The organism is Pseudoalteromonas sp. SG43-8 (assembly GCF_014164245.1).
In the GTDB taxonomy this organism is placed as follows: domain Bacteria; phylum Pseudomonadota; class Gammaproteobacteria; order Enterobacterales; family Alteromonadaceae; genus Pseudoalteromonas; species Pseudoalteromonas distincta.
In genome coordinates, this window is sequence record NZ_JACJEX010000012.1 from 83351 (window position 1) to 99108 (window position 15758).

The 15758-nt window shown below is 39.5% G+C and carries 14 protein-coding genes and 4 tRNA genes; 13 read left to right on the forward strand and 5 right to left on the reverse strand.

Annotated features, from left to right (window positions below):
- The first annotated feature begins 55 nt into the window (after positions 1–55).
- Positions 56–1471, forward strand: a complete 1416-nt coding sequence (locus tag H5122_RS16885; protein ID WP_182682787.1) for a mannose-1-phosphate guanylyltransferase/mannose-6-phosphate isomerase — start codon at positions 56–58, stop codon at positions 1469–1471.
- A gap of 30 nt (positions 1472–1501) precedes the next feature.
- On the opposite strand, the gene H5122_RS16890 is transcribed toward H5122_RS16885, so the two are convergent.
- The 3 genes from H5122_RS16890 to H5122_RS16900 form a co-directional block, all read right to left on the reverse strand.
- Entirely contained in the window at positions 1502–3658 is a 2157-nt protein-coding gene (locus tag H5122_RS16890) for a response regulator (protein WP_182682788.1), read from the reverse strand.
- Positions 3659–3824: 166 nt separating this feature from the next.
- Positions 3825–4481 (reverse strand): response regulator transcription factor, encoded by a 657-nt coding sequence (locus H5122_RS16895; protein ID WP_004334929.1) that lies wholly within the window; start codon positions 4479–4481, stop codon positions 3825–3827.
- Positions 4482–4700: 219 nt separating this feature from the next.
- On the reverse strand, positions 4701–5069 hold the full coding sequence (locus H5122_RS16900; protein WP_004334923.1) for a histidine triad nucleotide-binding protein: 369 nt from the start codon (positions 5067–5069) through the stop codon (positions 4701–4703).
- Positions 5070–5161: 92 nt separating this feature from the next.
- Here H5122_RS16900 and H5122_RS16905 point away from each other — a divergent pair, with 92 nt between their 5' ends.
- Positions 5162–5761, forward strand: coding sequence for a DUF2057 domain-containing protein (locus H5122_RS16905; protein ID WP_182682789.1), 600 nt, complete (start codon positions 5162–5164; stop codon positions 5759–5761).
- Between the two features lie 58 nt (positions 5762–5819).
- Here H5122_RS16905 and H5122_RS16910 read toward each other — a convergent pair whose 3' ends face one another.
- The gene (locus H5122_RS16910) at positions 5820–7661 is read right to left on the reverse strand and encodes a M1 family metallopeptidase (protein ID WP_182675545.1); all 1842 of its coding nucleotides are present in this window, start codon (positions 7659–7661) and stop codon (positions 5820–5822) included.
- A gap of 143 nt (positions 7662–7804) precedes the next feature.
- Between H5122_RS16910 and murB the strand changes: the two genes are divergently transcribed.
- From murB to tuf, 8 genes are all read left to right on the forward strand, one after another.
- Entirely contained in the window at positions 7805–8812 is a 1008-nt protein-coding gene (gene murB, locus H5122_RS16915) for a UDP-N-acetylmuramate dehydrogenase (RefSeq protein ID WP_182682790.1), read from the forward strand.
- Positions 8812–9804 (forward strand): bifunctional biotin--[acetyl-CoA-carboxylase] ligase/biotin operon repressor BirA, encoded by a 993-nt coding sequence (gene birA, locus H5122_RS16920; RefSeq protein WP_182675543.1) that lies wholly within the window; start codon positions 8812–8814, stop codon positions 9802–9804. Before murB ends, birA begins: the two co-directional genes overlap by 1 nt.
- Positions 9801–10547 carry a type III pantothenate kinase gene (locus tag H5122_RS16925; RefSeq protein ID WP_182682791.1) on the forward strand — a complete coding sequence of 249 codons (747 nt, stop codon included), beginning with the start codon at positions 9801–9803 and terminating at the stop codon, positions 10545–10547. The genes birA and H5122_RS16925 overlap by 4 nt, the downstream gene beginning before the upstream one ends.
- Before the next feature lie 90 nt (positions 10548–10637).
- A tRNA-Thr gene (locus H5122_RS16930) sits at positions 10638–10713 on the forward strand.
- A gap of 40 nt (positions 10714–10753) precedes the next feature.
- Positions 10754–10838, forward strand: a tRNA-Tyr gene (locus H5122_RS16935).
- Between the two features lie 44 nt (positions 10839–10882).
- A tRNA-Gly gene (locus H5122_RS16940) sits at positions 10883–10957 on the forward strand.
- Positions 10958–10968: 11 nt separating this feature from the next.
- Positions 10969–11044 (forward strand) — tRNA-Thr (locus tag H5122_RS16945).
- Between the two features lie 129 nt (positions 11045–11173).
- Positions 11174–12358, forward strand: coding sequence for an elongation factor Tu (tuf, locus tag H5122_RS16950; protein ID WP_024596766.1), 1185 nt, complete (start codon positions 11174–11176; stop codon positions 12356–12358).
- A gap of 207 nt (positions 12359–12565) precedes the next feature.
- On the opposite strand, the gene H5122_RS16955 is transcribed toward tuf, so the two are convergent.
- A complete protein-coding gene (locus tag H5122_RS16955; protein WP_002958889.1) occupies positions 12566–13426 on the reverse strand; it encodes a YicC/YloC family endoribonuclease in 861 nt (286 codons plus the stop codon).
- Positions 13427–13605: 179 nt separating this feature from the next.
- Here H5122_RS16955 and rph point away from each other — a divergent pair, with 179 nt between their 5' ends.
- The 3 genes from rph to H5122_RS16970 are packed head-to-tail and all read left to right on the forward strand — an operon-like array spanning position 13606 to position 15419.
- Positions 13606–14319: a ribonuclease PH gene (gene rph / locus H5122_RS16960; RefSeq protein ID WP_002958890.1), complete on the forward strand. Its 714-nt coding sequence runs from the start codon at positions 13606–13608 to the stop codon at positions 14317–14319.
- 18 nt (positions 14320–14337) lie between these two features.
- The gene (gene pyrE / locus H5122_RS16965; protein WP_182673137.1) at positions 14338–14982 is read left to right on the forward strand and encodes an orotate phosphoribosyltransferase; all 645 of its coding nucleotides are present in this window, start codon (positions 14338–14340) and stop codon (positions 14980–14982) included.
- Between the two features lie 56 nt (positions 14983–15038).
- Positions 15039–15419: a diacylglycerol kinase gene (locus H5122_RS16970; protein ID WP_002958892.1), complete on the forward strand. Its 381-nt coding sequence runs from the start codon at positions 15039–15041 to the stop codon at positions 15417–15419.
- Positions 15420–15758: the final 339 nt, after the last annotated feature.

The following is a 15758-nucleotide window of genomic DNA, read 5'->3' on the forward strand; positions in this document are numbered from 1 at the left end:
GCCAATAAAGTGTTAAAATAGTCGCTGATATTTTTGTTGGCGGCTAATGTACATTATGAACACTTTAATCACTCCTGTAATTTTAGCAGGTGGCATAGGCTCTCGCTTGTGGCCGCTTTCTCGCCAAGCAATGCCTAAACAATTTTTACCACTACTTAGTGAAAACACGTCATTACTGCAAAGTACATTGGCGCGTGTTTCTAATGAGTTGTTTGATAATGCTATCTTAGTGTGTAATGAGCAGCACCGATTTATTGCCGCCGAGCAAGCTGCAAGCTCAATTCCTACTGCATTATTACTCGAACCCAAAGGTAAAAATACCGCGCCTGCCATCGCATTAGCCGCCCACTATGCACTGCAAAATGGGATTACCGGCCCGCTATTAGTGATGCCTGCCGATCATCATATTGAAAACTTTGATGTATTAACGGCTAAGCTCCCTGAAGTTGTAAAACTTGCTGAGCAAGGAAAGCTAGTGACGTTTTCGATTACTCCTACAGAACCGCATACTGGCTATGGCTATATAAAACAAGGCGCGGCTATTGCTGGAGCGGGTTGTTACGATGTTGCACAATTTAAAGAAAAGCCTGACGTAGATACAGCGAACCGTTATTTAGCTCAAGGTGGTTATAGCTGGAATAGCGGCATGTTTTTATTTACCCCTGCAGCCTATTTAAAAGAGCTCGAGCGGTTTGCGCCAAAAATAGCAACGAGTGTCGCTGCAGCGGCGCAATTTACCAAAGATTTAGGGTTTACCCGCCCAAGCAACAGTGCGCTTGAACACTGCCCAAGCGATTCAATTGATTACGCCATTTTAGAGCGCAGTAATAACGTAGTTGTTATGCCTGTTGATTTAAAATGGAGTGATGTAGGTAGTTTTTCATCCCTTGATGCGCTTACAAAAAAAGATGAAAACGGTAATAGCTTAAATGCTAATTATATGGCTCAAAAAAGCACTAATAACTTAGTTATTAACGAGGCTGAACACACTATTGCCACGCTTGGAGTTAGCAATTTAGCAATTATTCATACTCATGATGCCACGTTAATTGCAAACCAAAATGAGCTAGATTCTCTGCCTTTGTTGCTTAAGAAAATTGCTACAACACAGGCTGATAAACTTAATCATCATCAAGTGGTTTTTCGCCCGTGGGGGAATTACCGTACTTTGGTTGAAGGCACTGGCTTTAAAGTTAAAAAAATTACTGTAACCAGCGGTGCTAAGCTTTCGACGCAGCGCCATCAGCATCGCGCTGAGCATTGGGTGGTGGTTTCGGGTATTGCAGATGTGTGTATTAATGAGCAAGCGTATACGCTAACGCACGACCAATCGTGTTATATCGCCGCAAAGCAAATTCATAGTTTGGCTAATAATCAAAAAGAGCCGTTAATAGTTATTGAAGTGCAAACCGGTGCTGTACTTGATGAAAGCGATATAGAGCGATTTGATGATAAATATGGAAGAGGCTAATCATTAGCTTTTTTTAAAGCTAATTCACTATTACTCTAACTGTCCTCGCACAAACTTTAAATATTGCTCTAAGCTGCGTTGCCACAGATCTAGCGCTTCATCAAGCATATCGTTATGTGGCTTTTTATCGAGTAAACGGCGCTCTATTTTTTTAAGCTCAATACCATAGCGATTAAAACCAAGTTGCAGAGCGGTACTTGCTTGGCGATGTAAAAGCTTAATGCATTGCTCTGGTTGTTGGTCAATAAGCTTTTGACAGCGAATTAGCTTGTTGCGGGCTGAAAGCACAAATTCATTATAAATTGAAGACACTTCATCTTCACTAAATGAGCTGGTGAGTGTTTCGGCCGCTGTTTTGTCATACAAGGTATCAATAAGCTCTACTGCAATGCTCGCAGTTTGATTAGATTGAGAGTCACTAAGTGCTTGGCGAAGCTTTTCATGCTTAATAGGCTTGCCTACAATGTCTTTTATTCCTAATTCTAAATACTCTTTTACCTCGTCAGGACTAAGGCTTGCAGTAAACGCGAGTACTGGCGTTCGTTGATTTTTATGATCAATGCGTTTTAGACGTTTAAGTACTTCTTGGCCTGTTAAATCAGGTAGGTTCATATCAAGCAAAACAACATCGAAGTGGTGGGCTTGCATGAGCTCTATGGCGCTTTTTCCATCTTTTGCGAGCTTAATTTTGTGTTCATCGTCGGCCATAAATTCTATAGCAATTTTTTGATTTAAATCTAAATCTTCAACCAGTAATACATCAAGACCTGTTAAGTAATCTTTAGTTTGATGGCGCTGCTCTACAAGGCTTAATTCACCTAAAGTAAAAGTAACGGTAAAGCTAAATACACTACCAGTACCAAGCTGGCTGGCTATTTCGAGTCGGCTACTGAGCTTTTCAAGCAGGCGGCTAGTAATAGCTAAACCAAGGCCGGTTCCGCCTTTCTCTTTTCCTGCACTACTTTGTACATAAGGTTCTGTTAAGTAGGCTATCTCATCATTTTCTATACCTGGTCCTGAATCTTTGACACTAATTTTTATCGTGTGCTCAAGTTGTTTTTCTAATACTAAATCAACCTGAATTTTAACGGTTCCGTGATCTGTAAATTTAATAGCGTTACCGACTAAATTAATAATTATTTGTCTAAGTTTTTGTTGGTCGCAGTAATAACAGGCTTGCTCAGGAATATTATAGATAAGCTCAAATTTAAGCTGCTTTTGCTCGGCCATTGGGCTTAGTAATAAACATAAATTATTAAGCCATGTTTTAAATTCTACATCTTCTTCGTAAAGCGCTTCGTCACTTTGATCTAGGCTCGCGTAATCAAGGACCTTATCTACCAACAAGTTAAGTGATTCGGCAGAATTTATAATTGCCTCGCAATAGGCTTTATTGCGGGTATCACTTGTTTGGTTCATAACAAGTTGGGCGCTGCCTAAAATACCGTTTAGTGGGGTGCGAATTTCGTGGCTTATTGTTGATAAAAAGAGCCCGCGTATTTCTAAGTCTTTTTGTGCTTTATCGGCGAGTTTATTGAGGTGCTGCTCTCTGCGCTCATTACATAATAAGGCCATACCTGCAGCATAAAACATGGGTGCAATTACCCCATTTAAAAATAATAAAGAGCTAAACCAGCCGTTTACTAAAAGATTTTTTTGTTCAATGTTATTCATAAATAACGAGCGGCCAATAAAGCTCAAAGCAACAAGCGTTAAAATGGTTATGTATACAATGCTGCCATTAGGGTAGGGTTTGCGCGCGTACTTAATAAATATAAAGAGTAAAAAACCGGCTTCTGCTATGTGCTGTATATCGGATGCAATCACTCTTTCGTGTAAAGATGGGTCAAAAAAGGTGTAATAGCCAAGCATTACAGTGCAAAAAGCAGTTACTGAGCAAAGTAATTTAAAACCAATACCGTGATAATTTAAAAACTGACTGAGCGATAAACAATGCACTATTGATGCGGCAAACATCATGCTACTAGCAGCGCTAATAATCACTAAATTATGTGTATCACCAACAAGTGTAAAACCAATAACAGAGCCTAATAGCAATATGGGATAGAAAATGTATAGCAGCGTGCCCGATATTTGTTTATTTGTTCGCCATGTTAAAAAGTTAAGTAAGGTCATTACAACCATGATGGCGATGCTGGCAAAATAAAGAGTGAAAGAGTCGAGCATTAATATTCCAGCAAAGTAGTTTTAAACTAAGATTATCAAAAGTATACACTTATACCAATTATCAAAACAGATCACTTAGGCAAGCAAATTGGTATTAAATAAGTGTGTAACACATACAAAAACAGACACCTAAGTGTCTGTTTTTAATTTTAAACTAAATATATGATTAACGAATTTCATCAGGAATATTTTGTTGTGCCCAAGATAGGAGCTCAATACGGTTACGACATTTAGTTTTTCTAAATGCGCTATATAAATGTGTTTTAACTGTGTGTGGACTGATACTTAAATCTTCTGCGATTTCTTTATTCTTCGAACCTTTACTCATTAATGAGATTATTGCTTTTTCTCGCTTAGTAAGTTTAACAGGCTCAATATCGCCTTCGGTTAGTTTATGCAGCGCATCTTTATTAAATTGCAGCATACGATTTAATGCATTACACATAATATCGCGACGGTACCAAAGCTGATCTTCAAGTAGTAAGCGAATACCTTTCATTAATACATCGGCGTTATCTGTTGTGTAAAATACGCCACGAATACCGCTCAACAATGCACGATTAGCAAGCTCAGGGTTCTCGTCTAGATTAAATAATATGATATCGCATTTAATACGTAGGTTTACTAGTTGTTCTTTTAGTTTTCCCCATGCATCCTTGCTAGATGTTTCGATAAACAAAAGTCGAGTCCCTTCAGGTATATCTAAAATATTAGTACCCGTGGTTACGTCAAGGCCTTGCGTTTTTAACAAAGGTTCTAAAACGTTAATACCAATAGTGTTAATTGGCTCTTGATCTAATAACAAAAAGGCTGAACTGCTCATGTTTTTATACTCTTTTATAAAGCTGACTGTTTAAGTTTATCACGACTTCCGCACCTTTTGTATTAGAAAGTCGCTGAAGCACTCAATAACAAATACGATTTTACGATTATTTAAACATAAAATGTTGCAAATAAGTAACTATTTATTCTTTATAACCATGAAAAATCATAACATTTGTAATTAGTTGGTTGAGCAGAATAGTTAGATAAAAATCTTTAATTAATTTACTTTTTTTACATTTTGGTAAGGTGGCCATCCCATTTCTTTACCGCCAAGCATATGTAAATGTATGTGATAAACGGTTTGTCCACCATGTTCGTTACAGTTCATGACTACGCGGTATCCGTCCTCAGCAAAATTGTGTTGCTTAGCTAATTTTGCCGCAACAACGTATAAATTGCCTACTAAATGTGAGTTTTCAGGGTTTATATCATTTATAGTAGCAATTGCTTTTTTTGGAATAATTAACACGTGAAATGGTGCTTGTGGGTTTATATCTTTAAATGCGAGGGTGTCTTCATCTTCGTAGACAATGTCGGCCGGAATTTCACGATTAATTATTTTGGTAAAAATAGTCTCTTGGCTCATAGTGTGTTCCTAATTAAGTGTTATGAATTTTAAGCTCACTAATGACAAACTTTCAAAGCAGTGTCAAACTGAAATCAAATAAAGGAGTTAATATGCTTAAACCAATTTTAATAAGTAGTGCAGTTGCATTACTACTTAGTTTTTCGGCTAATGCTGAAAACATTCACTTTCCAGAAGAAATTGTACCACTACAAGTGGGCGATAAAATGCTAGAAAGCTCTTTGTTTAGCCGTATTGATGATGTAGAGCTTGCGCCAGGAACTTACCAGCTTAGGCTAAAATATACCGATTTATATGAAGATGATTATGACACGCATGAAGTTGTGGAGTCGGAACCATTTTGGGTAAGTGTAACTGTTGAAGCAGGTAAAGATTATACCTTAGTGTTTAATCGTGCTGAAAATGCAGTATCTGCAAAAGTATTTGCAGAAGCACCACAAGTTAGTTTAAAAGCAAAAAGTAGCGCTGTTGCTAAGCCTTTAAGTGTTATTTCTAACACGCAGCTAGCAAGCAATAAACCGGTAATGCAAAATACAATGCCTGCAGGACCTTCTCGTCCTAGTCAGCCAATAAAGCCGATAGCACCCATTACAGGTAAAGGCATGCCAAGTGCGCCGCAAATGCTTGATTTTTGGTGGCAACAAGCCACAACTGAAGAGCGTAAGGCTTTTTTAGAAAAAGTGACAAAGTAGAAAAATAGCAAAACAAAAGGGCCAAATTTGGCCCTTTTTAGTTTCTAATTAACGCTATTTATTCAAATAATGCGTCAATAGTACCTTGTGCAAGAGGGTGATACCCAGGGCGTGCTTTTAAGTACACGCTTTGTGCCCACTCTTTTTTACCGTTAGTGATAAGGGATTTATATAACGGTACAATTAACTTACGACGGCCAATGCCTGATAAGTGCTTATCAAGTGCAGGGTAAATTGGTTGATAACCATTTCCTACTGCTAGCATAAACCAAGCAAATGCACGTTCAGCATTAGTTGACTGTGTTAGGTTAAATTCTGAGTCAAGCTCTACCATGTGCTCTTGGCTTAAATCACGTGGTAAGTTATTTAAAAAGTGTAGCCACTCATGTACAGACCAATCAGCTGTTGGCAGTTGAGCTGCAGTTGTGTCGCCTTTTAGCCATGCTGCTGTTGCAGTATCTACTTTATCAAATGCATCAGAAGTAGGGTTTGGCGCATCATTTGGTAATCCAGGTTCAAAAATCCATTCGTTTACTTTATCCATGCTTACAACACCAGGATACTTTTCAATTAAGTTAGCTTTTAAGTAAGTAACAAATTGCGCGGTAGTAAGTGATTTAAACGAAAACTCTTTAAAGTACGCTTTTACAAACGGGTCAAACTTATCGCGACCATATTTGTTTTCTAGGTAAATTAAAAATAATTGACCTTTAGTGTAAGGCACTGAACTGAATGCATCGTCTGGGTCGCGGCCGTTAAGTTTTAAATTAAGGCGTGTATCTGGTGCATCAATTGTTTTAAGTTGTGCGCGTAAAGACGCTGAATCAAGTGCTTGTTCCATAACCGCACGGTCACGGCCAAATACTTCTTCCATAATGCGGTTTTCAACGTACGAGGTAAAACCTTCGTTTAACCATAAATCTTCCCACGTTGCGTTAGTTACTAAGTTACCTGACCAAGAATGAGCAAGCTCATGAGCAATAAGGTTAACTAAGCTTTTATCACCGGCAACAACCGTTGGAGTAATAAATGATAAGCGTGGGTTTTCCATGCCACCAAACGGAAAACTTGGTGGTAGCATTAATAAGTCGTAGCGACCCCATGCATATTCGCCGTACATCGCGTTTGTTTTATCGATCATGGCTTGGGTGTCGTCAAATTCAGCAACTGAGGCATCTAAAATTGTCGGTTCAGCAAATATGCCTGTTTGATGCGACATTGCTTTAAATTCTAAGTTACCTGCGCCAATAGCAATTAGGTAAGGTGAAATTGCTTGTGGCATATCAAAAATGTAGTCGCCATCTTTATAAAGCGCATCTTTGTTGTCGGCACTCATTACAGCACGTATATCTTTTGGTGTATGAATTCGTGCAGAGTAAGTTACACGCATTGCGGGTGTATCTTGCACTGGGATCCAACTACGTGCATGAATTGCTTGCGATTGGCTGTACATAAATGGATGCGTTTTACTTGCCGTTTGCTCTGGTGTTAACCATTGCAGGCCTGAAGCTTCTGGGCGACTGTTGTAGTAAATACGAACTACTTCAGCTTGGTTTTTAAACACAATAGTAAGCTTTGAACCTTTAACGTCATCTCGCTTAGCTAAATCAAAAGTCGCTTTTTTCCAGTTACCGCTTTGATCTTTGTACATTACTTTATCAATGTCTAAGTCGCGGGTATCAAGTACGAGAGTTCTACTTTTGCTGTTGTTCCACTGAAGAGTATGCTCTACAAAACCTTCTAACTGCTTGTCGGCAAAATCGACATCTAAATCAAGGTTTAAGTGAGTAGTAACAACATCATCAAGGTTAGCATACGAGTTTTGGTCAATCGCATTAGCCATTGCTTGCGAACACATACCCGCCATAGCGAGGCTTAAAAAAAGAGGTTTAATTTTCATCATTACTCTGAACACAAATAAAAAAGTGCTGGTTTTATATCACGATTGACACGGCGGGTTGAGTGATTTTTACAATCTAGTGCCACATTTGCGACGATGAGGTAAACTATTGCGATTAGTTACCGGTATTTTTAGAGAGCTTTGTGGCGCATTCATTACACTCCTTACATACATTCGCATTAAACAGCCAATGCCAAAATTTTGTTGAAATTACTCAGCTTGAGCAACTTAAAACGCAAAATTTTAGTGCACCGTTTTGTTTGCTGGGCGAGGGCAGTAATACCGTATTTTTAAATGACTACATGGGTACGGTTATAAAAATAGCTTTAAAAGGTATTAAAATTACCGAGCGCGAGAACGACACACTAATAAGTATTGCCGCAGGCGAAAACTGGCATCAACTAGTTAGCTATTTATTAGAGAAAAATATACCAGGGCTTGAAAATTTAGCACTTATACCGGGCACTGTTGGCGCATCGCCGGTACAAAATATTGGTGCTTATGGTGTTGAGATAGCTAAATTTGTTGAGTTGGTAGAGTACTTTGATATAACCACTAACACTATGTATTCATTAAATAACGAGCAATGTGAATTTGCTTATAGAGACTCAATATTTAAACATACCCTTAAAAATAAAGCGGTGATCACGCAAGTACACTTAGCGCTCCCAAAAAAATGGCAACCAGCATTAAGTTATGGCCCTTTGCAGCAGCTCTCAAGCATCACCCCGCAAGCAGTATTCGATCAGGTTATAAAAACGCGTAATAGCAAATTACCTAACCCATATACACTTGCCAATGCGGGCAGCTTTTTTAAAAACCCAATAATAACCAACCAGCAGTTAGCTGGGCTATTAAAGCAATTTGCCGATTTACCTCATTACGAATATGGACAAAGCCATCACAAGGTCGCGGCAGGTTGGCTAATCGATCAAAGTGGTTTAAAAGGGCACCGCGAGGCTGGTATAGAAGTGCATCAACAACAAGCTCTAGTACTTGTTAATCACGGAAATAGTGAAGGCAGCGACCTAATAAAAATGATTAAACACATTCAGCAAGTTGTTTATACGCGTTACAACATTATGTTAGAGCACGAAGTACGTTTAATGGATGCACGCAGCGAATGCCATATTAACGCGGAGCCTAAGTAATGAAAGCACCTGATGGAAACAAACTCGCTATTTTAAATGCACTCAACCAAGGAGGGTTTGTATCTGGTCAAGCCTTGGGTGAAAAGCTAGGTATTAGCCGAGCTGCGGTAAGTAAACATATTAAAACGTTACAAGAAATGGGCTTGGATATTTTTAAAGTGACTGGCAAAGGCTATTGTTTGAATAGTCAGGTGGGCCTTTTAAATAAAACGCAAATTGATCAGCACTACAAAGCGCTAGGTGCAAATACTGCCGATGTAGAAGTACACCCTATTATTGATTCGACCAACAGCGAGCTTATGCGCCGTATACAGGCCAAAACAACGCTTGAGTCTGGCACTGTTATTGTTGCTGAAATGCAGCAAGCAGGACGTGGTAGACGCGGCCGTGTTTGGCAATCCCCATTTGGCGCTAATTTGTATTACAGTTACTTTTGGCGTTTAGATGACGGCTTACAAGCTGCAATGGGCGTATCAATTGCGGTAGGCCTAGCTGTTTATGATGCTATTAAAGCGTTATACCAAGTTGACGTAGAACTTAAGTGGCCTAACGATATTTATATAAATAAGCAAAAACTTGCAGGTGTATTGGTTGAATTAGATGGACAACCGCAAGGACCTTGTCAGTTAGTGATTGGTATCGGTATTAATTTACAAATGCCTGAGAGCTTTAGTCAGCATATAGACCAAGCGTGGACTGACTTAAATCAACATACTCAAAAGCTTGATAAAAACCAACTTGTGGCTTCTCTTACTCATCATTTGGAGCAGCGTTTAGCGCAGTATCGTCAAACGGGTTTGCAAGCTATGTATGAGCAATGGAATTCGCTCAATGCGTTTGCTGGTGAATATGTTGAACTAAATACAGGACACCGAAGTTGGCGTGGAATATGTGAAGGTATTGACCCACAAGGTGGAATACGAATTCGCCAAGACGGGGAGGTAAAAAGTTATTACGGTGGGGAAGTCTCCCTTAGAAAGGCGCAATTATGAGATTATTGATCGACGTAGGAAATACATCATTAAAAGCTGTATTGTGGCATAACGAGCAAGCACAACCGGCAGATATAAATAACCTGCCTTGGTTACAAATAACCGAAGTGATTTATGCATGTGTAGGGCGCAGTGATTTACTAAACAATATTCTCGCGCAAGCGGCTAGCAATAATATTATTTGTTTTGAAGCCAAGGTAACCAAAACGCTTGGAGATCTTGTATGCGCTTACGAGCATGTAGCTAACTTAGGCATAGACAGGTGGCTTGCGCTTATTGCTGGATTTACGTTATATCCAAACACAGCATGCATTGTTGTTGATGCGGGTACTGCGACAACAATTGATGTGCTTAGTAGTGAAGGGTTGCATTTAGGTGGCTGGATTTTACCTGGGCTTGATTTAATGACCTCATCACTTACACAAAATACTCAACGTGTTTTTGATGATGGTAAAACTCCATTTACCAATGAACTGGGTAAAAATACGCCTAATGGTTTAAAAAATGGTGCTTTAGTAGCAACCATTGGAGCAATTGAGCAAGCTAAGTTGCACTTAACGGATAAAAAAACAGAGCAAAAAGTACAAATAATTTTTGCTGGTGGCTATGGCTTGCTTTTACAACAGCAATTTGAGGGAAGTATTTTTGATTCATTACTCGTAATGAAGGGGTTAAATTACTGGCACCAGCTAAGCAAAACAACACAAAAAAGTGCAAAAAACGTGTTTTCGCGTGAATATTGAGCATTTGAACTAAAAATTTACACTTTTTTTAATTTTATAGTTGCATCCCAATAAACCTTACTCTAATATCTCGCCCCGTACTAAAGCAGTGCCGACTTAGCTCAGCTGGTAGAGCAACTGACTTGTAATCAGTAGGTCAACCGTTCGACTCGGTTAGTCGGCACCACTTTCCTTTTACCGGAAGTGAATTAGTAGAGAATTATCGTGGAGGGGTTCCCGAGCGGCCAAAGGGATCAGACTGTAAATCTGACGGCTCAGCCTTCGCTGGTTCGAATCCAGCTCCCTCCACCACTTTATTCTTGACGGTTAGAGGTAGTTTAAGAACAGATTTTTATGCGGGCATCGTATAATGGCTATTACCTCAGCCTTCCAAGCTGATGATGCGGGTTCGATTCCCGCTGCCCGCTCCAGTTCTTGTGTTGCTGATATAGCTCAGTTGGTAGAGCGCACCCTTGGTAAGGGTGAGGTCGGCAGTTCGACTCTGCCTATCAGCACCAGTCCTAAGAATCTCCTTGATTACTTCCTTTATCTGTCAGAAAATACTATTTGAAAAAGATTAACTTAATCTACCTTTGGTGGATTATTTTCATATGTAATTTAGATACACAAAACTGATAGGTTCCGTCATGGCAAAAGAAAAGTTTGAACGCGTAAAACCGCACGTAAACGTTGGTACAATCGGCCACGTTGACCACGGTAAAACTACACTAACTGCAGCAATCACTAACGTACTTGCAAAAGTATACGGCGGTGTTGCTAAAGATTTCGCATCAATCGATAACGCTCCAGAAGAGCGCGAACGTGGTATCACTATTTCAACGTCTCACGTTGAATACGATACACCTACACGTCACTACGCACACGTAGATTGTCCTGGTCACGCCGATTATGTTAAAAACATGATCACTGGTGCTGCTCAAATGGACGGCGCGATCTTAGTAGTTGCTGCGACAGATGGCCCTATGCCACAAACGCGTGAGCACATCCTTCTTTCTCGTCAGGTTGGCGTTCCTTACATCATCGTATTCATGAACAAATGTGACATGGTTGATGACGAAGAGCTACTTGAACTAGTAGAAATGGAAGTTCGTGAACTTCTTTCTGAATACGATTTCCCAGGTGATGACTTACCTCTAATCGCTGGTTCTGCGCTTAAAGCGTTAGAAGGCGAGAAAGAGTGGGAAGATAAGATTGTTGAGCTTGCAAACGCACTTGACTCTTACATCCCAGAGCCAGAGCGTGACATCGATAAGCCATTCATCATGCCTATCGAAGACGTTTTCTCAATCCAAGGTCGTGGTACTGTTGTAACTGGTCGTGTTGAAGCTGGTATCATCCGCATCAATGACGAAGTAGAAATTGTTGGTATCAATGATACAACTCGTTCTACTTGTACTGGTGTTGAAATGTTCCGTAAGCTTCTTGACGAAGGTCGTGCTGGCGAAAACATCGGCGCACTTCTACGTGGTACTAAGCGTGAAGACGTTGAACGTGGTCAAGTACTAGCTAAGCCTGGTTCAATCAACCCACATACTACATTCACTTCAGAAGTATACGTACTTTCTAAAGATGAAGGTGGTCGTCATACTCCATTCTTTAAAGGTTACCGTCCACAGTTCTACTTCCGTACAACTGACGTAACTGGTGACGTACAGTTACCAGAAGGCGTAGAAATGGTAATGCCTGGTGATAACATCAAGATGACAGTAACTCTAATCGCACCAATCGCGATGGATGAAGGTCTTCGTTTTGCTATCCGTGAAGGTGGTCGTACTGTAGGTGCTGGTGTTGTAGCAACTATCGTAGCGTAATTATTAGCCTAGCTAATTATTACCAAAAAGCCCGAGCTTAGTCTCGGGTTTTTTAATGTCTAAAATAAAGTACGATTTAAGATGCCGTTTTAACCTTAGGTGAAGATACTTGGTAACAATACTCAAAGTATCATTAGTGGTATTACTAAAAACCCGAGCTAAGCTCGGGTTTTGATAAGTTATAAATGTGTCATACTTAGCTGAAAACTATTCAATATTTTGAATTTGTTCTCTCATTTGTTCAATTAGTACTTTTAGCTCTACGGCTGCAGTAGTGATGTCACTATTGATAGACTTAGACGCTAGCGTGTTAGCTTCACGATTAAATTCTTGCATCATAAAATCTAAGCGGCGGCCACATGCGCCTCCTTTTTTAAGGATTTTTTTAGTTTCTTTAACGTGAGACTTTAAGCGATCTAATTCTTCAGCCACATCTTGTTTTTGCGCAAGGTAAATTAGTTCTTGTTCAAGGCGTGACTCATCAATGTTTGCTGTTAAGTCTTCTAGCTTTTGAGCAAGTTTTTCACGCTGCCATTTAGCAATCTCAGGCATATGCGTTTCTACAATTTCTACTTGCTCTAGAATTGCATCAAGGCGTATTGCTATCATTTCTTCAAGGTTTGCACCTTCATCGCCACGTGCAGATTTAAAATCTTCGATTACTTGATCAAGACCAGCTATTAATGCTGTATTAACGCTATCCATATCAAGCTCTTCTGCTTCCATAACGCCAGGCCAACGTAATATATCAACAGGGTTAATATCGCCATTACTTTGTTGTTGAACCCATTTAGCGCTATTTATTAGTTGTTCAGCAAGTGCTTGGTTAATTGATAGCTCGCCAACGTGGGCAGGATTTGCCACAAACTTTAAAAAGACCTCAACTTTACCGCGTTGTAAGTGTTTGCGTAAACGCTCACGAATAACTGGCTCCATGCCACGAAATTGCTCTGGTGCGCGTATAAATGTTTCAAGGTAACGCTGGTTTACTGAGCGAACTTCCCAAGTGCCAGTACCCCAATCGCCTTTTATTTCGCGACGCGCATAAGCTGTCATACTGTGGATCATGGATATTTTCCTAAATTTATAAATACAATATTATGATGATTATACCGTAACACTGCTTAAGCTCTAGGGAAAATTTAATACACTGAATATTTTGCATACAGCTATTTATTTAAATCAACATGGTATCTATACCCACATACACTTATAATGTCGCAAATTCTGAATTAAGGGGATCGTCAATGCGTCCAAGCGAAAGAACACCTAACCAAATTAGACCTGTTACATTTACACGTAATTATACTTTGCATGCTGAAGGCTCAGTACTTGTTGAGTTTGGTAACACCAAAGTACTTTGTACAGCTACTGTTGAATCGGGCGTTCCTCGTTTCATGAAAGGTCAGGGTAAAGGTTGGATCAATGCTGAATACGGTATGTTACCGCGAGCAACGCATACGCGTAATGCTCGAGAAGCTGCACGTGGTAAGCAGGGCGGTCGTACTATGGAAATTCAGCGCTTAATTGCACGTGCACTTCGTGCTGCTGTTGACTTAAAAGCACTTGGCGAAAACACAATTACCATTGACTGTGACGTTATTCAAGCTGACGGCGGTACACGTACTGCTTCTATAAGTGGTGCATGTGTTGCACTTGTTGATGCACTAACACATATGCGTGCAAAAGGTATGATTAATTCAAACCCACTTAAACATATGATTGCAGCTATTTCAGTTGGTATTTACAAAGGCCAAGCAATTAGCGATTTAGAATACATTGAAGATTCAGCAGCAGAGACTGATATGAACGTAATTTTAACCGAAACAGGTAAAATTATTGAAATTCAAGGTACAGCTGAAGGCGAACCTTTCTCGTTTGATGAGCTAGATGAGTTACTTACTTTAGCTAAACATTCTATTCGCGAAATTATTGACGTACAAAAGCAAGCATTAGCATAAATAGGTAGGCCACAAGATATGAAAGATTATCAAAAAGAGTTTATAGAATTTGCTCTAGAGAAGCAGGTGTTAAAATTTGGTGAGTTTACATTAAAGTCTGGACGCACAAGTCCTTACTTTTTTAATGCTGGTTTGTTTAATACTGGTCGAGACTTAGCGCGTTTAGGTCGCTTTTATGCATTGGCACTCGAAGATTCTGCTATAGAGTATGATGTATTATTTGGTCCTGCGTACAAAGGTATTCCAATAGCGACAACAACAGCGGTTGCCTTAGCGGATCATCATGATAAAGATGTACCTTACTGCTTTAATCGTAAAGAGAAAAAAGCACACGGTGAAGGCGGTACATTAGTAGGCTCAGAACTCAATGGCAAAATTATGCTAGTTGACGATGTAATTACTGCAGGTACTGCTATTCGTGAGTCGATGGAAATCATTGCACAAAATGGTGCTGACCTTAGTGGTGTTTTAATTGCGTTAGATCGCCAAGAAAAGGGTAAAGCTGAATTATCAGCTATTCAAGAAGTTGAGCGTGACTTTAATACCAAAGTGATTTCAATTGTAAAATTAGCTGATCTTATCAGTTACCTTGAAAGCCAAGGCACAATGGATGAGCATTTAGCCTCAGTTAAAGCTTACCGTGATCAATACGGCGTAGCATAAATAAAAAGCCTCGCAGTGCGGGGCTTTATTTTGACCTTCATTCATAGAGTTTTTTAATGAAAGATGTATTAAAACCAAATGGCTTAGGCCTCAAGCGTGTTTTCAAAGCAACCTATTGCTCTTACCTTGGCTTTAAAGCAGCATTTAAAGAAGAAGCAGCATTTAGGCAAGAGCTACTATTAAGCCTTATATTATTTCCTATTTCATTTTGGCTTGCTTCATCACTATTACACTGGGCAATACTAATTAGCTCACTGCTTATTATATTAATAGTTGAATTACTAAACTCCGCCATTGAAGCATTAACAGATCGAGTAAGTACAGAGCTGCATGTATTGTCAGGTAGAGCCAAAGATATGGGATCTGCAGCCGTAACACTTTCTTTAACGATCGTATTGATCATCTGGGGTGTAAGCCTATATATGAAGATCGTTTAACTCTACTTCTAATATTAAATAGGTTTGAACCCCGTTAGTTGTTAATAATTTGATGGTTATGTTGTGTTTTTAACGTGTTTAGCTCAAATTCCCAGCGAACAGCACATTATTTCAAGTTTTCTTCAAAAAAGGGTTGATCTGTTTTCGGATCTCCCTATAATGCGACCCCACTGAGACGGGAAACAGCAACGCATAGCGAGGCACGAACAACTCAGGTGTTAAGTAAAACTTAGATTGAATCTTTTTAGAAAGTTTAAATTTAAGTGTTGACAAAAAAATAGGAAAGCGTAATATGCGCAGCCCTAGCGAGATAAAGTTCAACTTTATAATCGCAACGTT

Coding starts and splice junctions, on each gene's coding strand:
- H5122_RS16885 (WP_182682787.1), top strand. CDS start 56: ATGAACACTTTAATCACTCCTGTAATTTTAGCAGGTGGCATAGGCTCT.
- H5122_RS16890 (WP_182682788.1), bottom strand. CDS start 3,658: ATGCTCGACTCTTTCACTCTTTATTTTGCCAGCATCGCCATCATGGTT.
- H5122_RS16895 (WP_004334929.1), bottom strand. CDS start 4,481: ATGAGCAGTTCAGCCTTTTTGTTATTAGATCAAGAGCCAATTAACACT.
- H5122_RS16900 (WP_004334923.1), bottom strand. CDS start 5,069: ATGAGCCAAGAGACTATTTTTACCAAAATAATTAATCGTGAAATTCCG.
- H5122_RS16905 (WP_182682789.1), top strand. CDS start 5,162: ATGCTTAAACCAATTTTAATAAGTAGTGCAGTTGCATTACTACTTAGT.
- H5122_RS16910 (WP_182675545.1), bottom strand. CDS start 7,661: ATGAAAATTAAACCTCTTTTTTTAAGCCTCGCTATGGCGGGTATGTGT.
- birA (WP_182675543.1), top strand. CDS start 8,812: ATGAAAGCACCTGATGGAAACAAACTCGCTATTTTAAATGCACTCAAC.
- H5122_RS16925 (WP_182682791.1), top strand. CDS start 9,801: ATGAGATTATTGATCGACGTAGGAAATACATCATTAAAAGCTGTATTG.
- tuf (WP_024596766.1), top strand. CDS start 11,174: ATGGCAAAAGAAAAGTTTGAACGCGTAAAACCGCACGTAAACGTTGGT.
- H5122_RS16955 (WP_002958889.1), bottom strand. CDS start 13,426: ATGATCCACAGTATGACAGCTTATGCGCGTCGCGAAATAAAAGGCGAT.
- rph (WP_002958890.1), top strand. CDS start 13,606: ATGCGTCCAAGCGAAAGAACACCTAACCAAATTAGACCTGTTACATTT.
- pyrE (WP_182673137.1), top strand. CDS start 14,338: ATGAAAGATTATCAAAAAGAGTTTATAGAATTTGCTCTAGAGAAGCAG.
- H5122_RS16970 (WP_002958892.1), top strand. CDS start 15,039: ATGAAAGATGTATTAAAACCAAATGGCTTAGGCCTCAAGCGTGTTTTC.